Origin of the sequence: Microbacterium sp. 13-71-7, from assembly GCF_002257455.1 — a bacterium.
In the GTDB taxonomy this organism is placed as follows: Bacteria; Actinomycetota; Actinomycetes; order Actinomycetales; family Microbacteriaceae; genus Microbacterium.
Window position 1 is genome coordinate 1 of sequence record NZ_NCKN01000287.1, and the last position, 4,414, is coordinate 4,414.

The 4,414-nt window shown below is 71.5% G+C and carries 5 protein-coding genes; 1 reads left to right on the plus strand and 4 read right to left on the minus strand.

Features of this window, described 5'->3' with window-relative positions:
- Together B7X32_RS18815 and B7X32_RS18820 are read right to left on the minus strand one after the other, a co-directional pair.
- The coding region (locus tag B7X32_RS18815) for a trehalose-6-phosphate synthase (RefSeq protein WP_292723198.1) at positions 1-1,001 on the minus strand (1,001 nt) is incomplete at its 3' end.
- A 44-nt stretch (positions 1,002-1,045) separates the two neighbouring features.
- Positions 1,046-2,320 carry an MFS transporter gene (locus B7X32_RS18820; RefSeq protein ID WP_292723201.1) on the minus strand — a complete coding sequence of 425 codons (1,275 nt, stop codon included), beginning with the start codon at positions 2,318-2,320 and terminating at the stop codon, positions 1,046-1,048.
- A 179-nt stretch (positions 2,321-2,499) separates the two neighbouring features.
- On the opposite strand from B7X32_RS18820, the gene B7X32_RS18825 reads away from it, so the two are divergent.
- Complete coding sequence (locus tag B7X32_RS18825) at positions 2,500-2,784, plus strand: hypothetical protein (protein ID WP_292723204.1); 285 nt, start codon at positions 2,500-2,502, stop codon at positions 2,782-2,784.
- A 71-nt stretch (positions 2,785-2,855) separates the two neighbouring features.
- On the opposite strand, the gene B7X32_RS18830 is transcribed toward B7X32_RS18825, so the two are convergent.
- Together B7X32_RS18830 and B7X32_RS18835 are read right to left on the minus strand one after the other, a co-directional pair.
- The gene (locus B7X32_RS18830) at positions 2,856-3,302 is read right to left on the minus strand and encodes a GNAT family N-acetyltransferase (RefSeq protein WP_292723206.1); all 447 of its coding nucleotides are present in this window, start codon (positions 3,300-3,302) and stop codon (positions 2,856-2,858) included.
- Positions 3,303-3,426: 124 nt separating this feature from the next.
- On the minus strand, positions 3,427-4,414 hold a 988-nt coding region (locus tag B7X32_RS18835), incomplete at its 5' end, for an acetyl-CoA C-acyltransferase (RefSeq protein ID WP_292723209.1).

Below are 4,414 nucleotides of genomic sequence, written 5' to 3' on the forward strand. Positions count from 1 at the left end.
GCCACGGCAAGCTCGATCTCGTCGCGCAGCTGCACGTAGGCGTCCACCCGCTCGCGGCTGGGGCTGGCGACCTGCACGAGCGTGACGTCCTCGACGGAGATCCTGCCTTCGTCCAGCAGCTCGCCGAACGCCTTGATGCGGTGCCGAATGCCTTTGGTGTAGTCGAGGCGGTCTACGCCGAGCAGGATCTTCCTCGGGTTGCCGAGCCCCTCGCGGATCTCCGCGGCGCGGGCGCGCACGTCGGGGCGGGCGGCCAGATCGGTGTACGGCGTGGTGCCGATCGAGATCGGGAAGGCGCGGGCGACCGCCGTGCGCGGGCCGCCATAGGGCACGGAGACCGTCGAGCCCTTGACGTCGAGCCGCAGCCGCCGGCGCACCGCGGTGAGGAAGTTCGTCGCATCCTGCGCGCGCTGGAACCCGACGACGTCGGCGCCGAGCAGGCCCTGCAGCACCTGATCGCGCCAGGGAAGCTGGGCGTAGAGCCCGTGTGCGGGGAACGGGATGTGGTGGAAGTAGCCGATCGTGACATCGGGCCGGCGTTCGCGAAGCATCGCCGGCACGAGCTGCAGCTGGTAGTCGTGCACCCACACCGTGCCGCCCTCGGCGACCGCGCTCGCGGCGCGCTCCGCGAACCGGCGGTTCACGCGCACGTATGCGTCCCACCACTCGCGGTGGTACTGCGGGGACGAGATCACGTCGTGGTAGAGCGGCCAGATCGTGTCGTTCGCGAAGCCCTCGTAGTACTCCTCGACGTCCTGCGCCGAGAGGGTCACGGGCAGAAGCCGGATGCCGTCCTCGGTGAACGGCTTCAGCTCCACGTCCGGCTGCCCGGCCCAGCCCACCCAGGCACCGTCGACGGACTGCATCACGGGTTCGAGGGCGGCCACGAGCCCGCCCGGTGAGCGACGCCAGATCACCTCGCCGTCGGGGCCCGGCACGCGGTCGACCGGCAGCCGGTTCGCGACGATCACGAACGAGGCGGTGGGGGTGGACGATGTCATGGGAACGCTCCTCACGGCAGCGGGGGATGCCTCCTCCAGGCTAGTCACACGAGGTGCGTCGGCGTGGTCCCCGTCCAGGAAGCGGCGCGTCCCCGCCGGGCGAGCACCGCGTTCACGACCCCGGCGAGCAGCACCAGAGCCGCCGCGCAGACGGGCAGAAGGAGCGATGCCTGCGCTCCCGCCGCGTCGGCGACCTGGCCCGTCGTCACGGCGCCGATGGCCTGCCCGACCACCATGGCGGATCCGAGCATCGTCATGACGGTGGCCGACCGATCCGCGGGCCCGAACGCGGCGCCCAGGCTGAACTGGGTCACCAGCGTGGGGCCGATCCCGCACCCCATCACGGCGAGCGCGATCAGCATGGCGAGGGGATCGTGCACCCAGAGCAGCCCGAGGCTGCCGCCGAAGAGGATGCCCGCGAACAGCAGCCAGCGGGCGGGCAGGGAGAAGCGCGCGGGCAGGAAGGCGACGCCGAGGGCGAGGATCGCGGATCCGACGCCGAGGGCTCCGTAGAGCAGCCCCGCCTCCTCCGGACGGCCGTGCTCGGTCATGAACGCGGTGAGCGAGGTGAGCATCGCGCCGAAGAACACGCCCACGCCGAGCATGCCCAGCACCACGATGAGCAGCTTCGGACGGAACAGCTCGGAGACCTGCGAGGTGGCGCGGCCGTCGGCGCCGCGCTGTGCGGAGACGTGGGCGGCCGTCGGGTGCAGCGCGAAGGCGCCCACGAAGACCAGGATCAGGCCCGCGGCGATGACCAGCGGCATCCACGGGGCGATCGCGGTGGCGAGCACGCCCACGAGGAACGGCCCGAACACGAACACGGTCTCGTCGGCTGCGGACTCGTAGGACATCGTCGACGACGTGGTGCGCGCCCTGCGGTCGGCCGGCACGCGCTCGGCGATGATCGTGACCAGCCGCGACCGCGACATCGGGGAGACCTGCGGGGCGGTCGCGCCGATCGCGAACGCGCTCAGCAGCACGAACGACTCGGGTGCCGAGGAGTACACGACGAGGGTGAACCCGATGAGGGCCGCGGCGTTGGCGACCGCGACGACGGCGAGGACGATCCGCTGGCCGCGGCGATCGGCGGCGGCGCCCAGCAGCGGGCCGAAGCACGCGGTGCCGATGCCGACGGCGGCGGACGTGAGCCCGCCGAGGGCCACCGACTCGCGCGCCGCGACGACGACGGTGAGCACGCCGACGACCATCATCGCGAACGGCAGCCGGGCGATGAAGGCGATGACGAAATAGGGCATCCCGACCCTGCGGAGCAGGCTGGGGACGGCGGGGACGGACGAGGTGTGCGAAGTGGTCATGGCGGAACAGGTCTCTGGCGTCGCCGCACGAGGGGGACGCAGTCAGGTGCCGCCGCTTTCCGCCGGAAGAGCCGGCGGCCGGTAATGCACAACGGTGATCGGCCCAGTGTACCGAGCCGGACGATTCTGCGGGCGGTGGATCCCGCGGGTGCCGATCCGCCCTGGTTAGACTCGTTCCCATGCGCAACTACCTCTTCGCGAGCGGTCTGTTCGGCGCGATCACCAGCGGGATCGCGCTGCTGCGCGGCACGCGGGACGCACCGATCACCTGGCGCGCCGTGCTGGCGTGGCTGAGCTGGGGCATCACGATCGCCCTCGCCGTCGGCGCGATCGTCGACTACCGCCGGGACGAGCGCGGCGAGAGCGTCTCCTACGACTCCCCCGTCGCCCCCGTGCAGTACAAGCGCGCGAAGAAGGAGCTCAAGGCCGAGCTCAAGGCGCAGCGCAAGGCCGACAAGGCCTGACCCGGCGCGTCCCTTCTACAGGCTCAGGGACTGGATCGCGCAGGATCAGGGACCGGGCAGGCCCGCGATCCTCAGCCGAGGTCGATCTGGTAATGGATGAAGCCGCTGCGCTCCGCGACCCGGTCGTAGAGCGCCCTCGCAGTGGCGTTGCCCTCCGCGGTGAGCCAGTAGACCTTGTCGCTGCCCGCGGCGCGCGCCGCGTCCGTGACGTGTGCGATCAGCGCGCGACCGACACCGCCTCCGCGGACGGACGGATCCACGAACAGGTCCTCGAGATAGGTGTAGCCGGTCTTCGACCACGTGGCCGGATGCGCGAACCAGTGCACGATCCCGACCGCGCGGCCGTCGTCGTCGCGGGCGATCGCCCCCTGGATGGCTCCTGCCGGATCCACGATGGTCGCGAACGTCGATGCGGTGACGTCGTCGGCGAGCACCGACTCGTAGAACGTGAGGTACGCCTGCCAGAGCGGCAGCCAGTCGTCGCGGTCGGCCGCCGTCAGAGCCCGGATCGTCGTCATGCGCCGATCTTACGGGAGCGCCCTAGGCCGCTCCCGTCGCAGAAGATGCCGCTCTGAGCGAGGCTGAGCGACATCTTTCGCGACGGGAGCGGTGCTCGAAGGCTCAGCCCCCGCGCGTTCCACCTCAGCGCGTGAGGATGAGGGCTTCGCCCTGACCGCCGCCGCCGCAGAGCGCGACCACCGCGGTGCCGGAGCCCCGACGCACCAGCTCATGCGCCATGTGCACCGCCAGGCGGTTGCCGCTCGCACCGATCGGGTGCCCGATCGCGATCCCCCCGCCGTGCACGTTGACGATCTCCGGATCCAGGCCGAGCACGGCCTCGGAGCGCGCGACCACGGCCCCGAACGCCTCGTTGATCTCGACCAGATCCAGGTCCGCGGCCGTGATGCCCTGCTTGTCCAGCGCCCGCTGGATGGCGTTCGCCGGCTGCTCCTGGAGGGAGTTGTCCGGGCCGGCGGTCTGTCCGCTGGCTCCGACCGTGACGAGCACGGGCCAGCCCTGGGACTCGGCGTTGGCACGCGTGGTGACGACGACCGCAGAGGCCCCGTCCGAGATCTGCGAGGAGTTGCCCGCCGTGATGGAGCCGCCCTCGGCGAAGGCCGGTCGCAGACCCGCGAGCGTATCGACGGTCGTTTCGGGCCTGATGCCCTCGTCCGAGGTCAGGACCACCGGCTCGCCGCGCCGCTGGGGCACGCTGACCGGCACGATCTCGCCCTCGAACACGCCCGCGTCGCGCGCCGCAGCCGCACGCTGGTGCGACCGCGCGGCGACCTCGTCCTGCGCCTCGCGAGTGAGTCCGAAGCGCGGGTTGTGCCGCTCGGTCGACGCCCCCATGCTCTCCTTGTCGTAGGCGTCGGTGAGACCGTCGTACGCCATGTGGTCGAGCACCTCGACGGATCCGTAGGCCCAGCCGTCGCGGGAGCCCATCATCAAGTGGGGCGCCCGCGTCATCGACTCCATGCCGGCGGCGACCACCGTGAGGGCGTCTCCGGTGCGGATCATCCGCGCGGCATCGATGATGGCCGTGAGCCCTGACAGGCACACCTTGTTGACGGAGTGGGACGGCACGTCCCATCCGATGCCCGCCCCGATCGCGGCCTGCCGCGCCGCG

Coding starts and splice junctions, on each gene's coding strand:
- B7X32_RS18830 (WP_292723206.1), bottom strand. CDS start 3,302: ATGACGACGATCCGGGCTCTGACGGCGGCCGACCGCGACGACTGGCTG.
- B7X32_RS18820 (WP_292723201.1), bottom strand. CDS start 2,320: ATGACCACTTCGCACACCTCGTCCGTCCCCGCCGTCCCCAGCCTGCTC.
- B7X32_RS18825 (WP_292723204.1), top strand. CDS start 2,500: ATGCGCAACTACCTCTTCGCGAGCGGTCTGTTCGGCGCGATCACCAGC.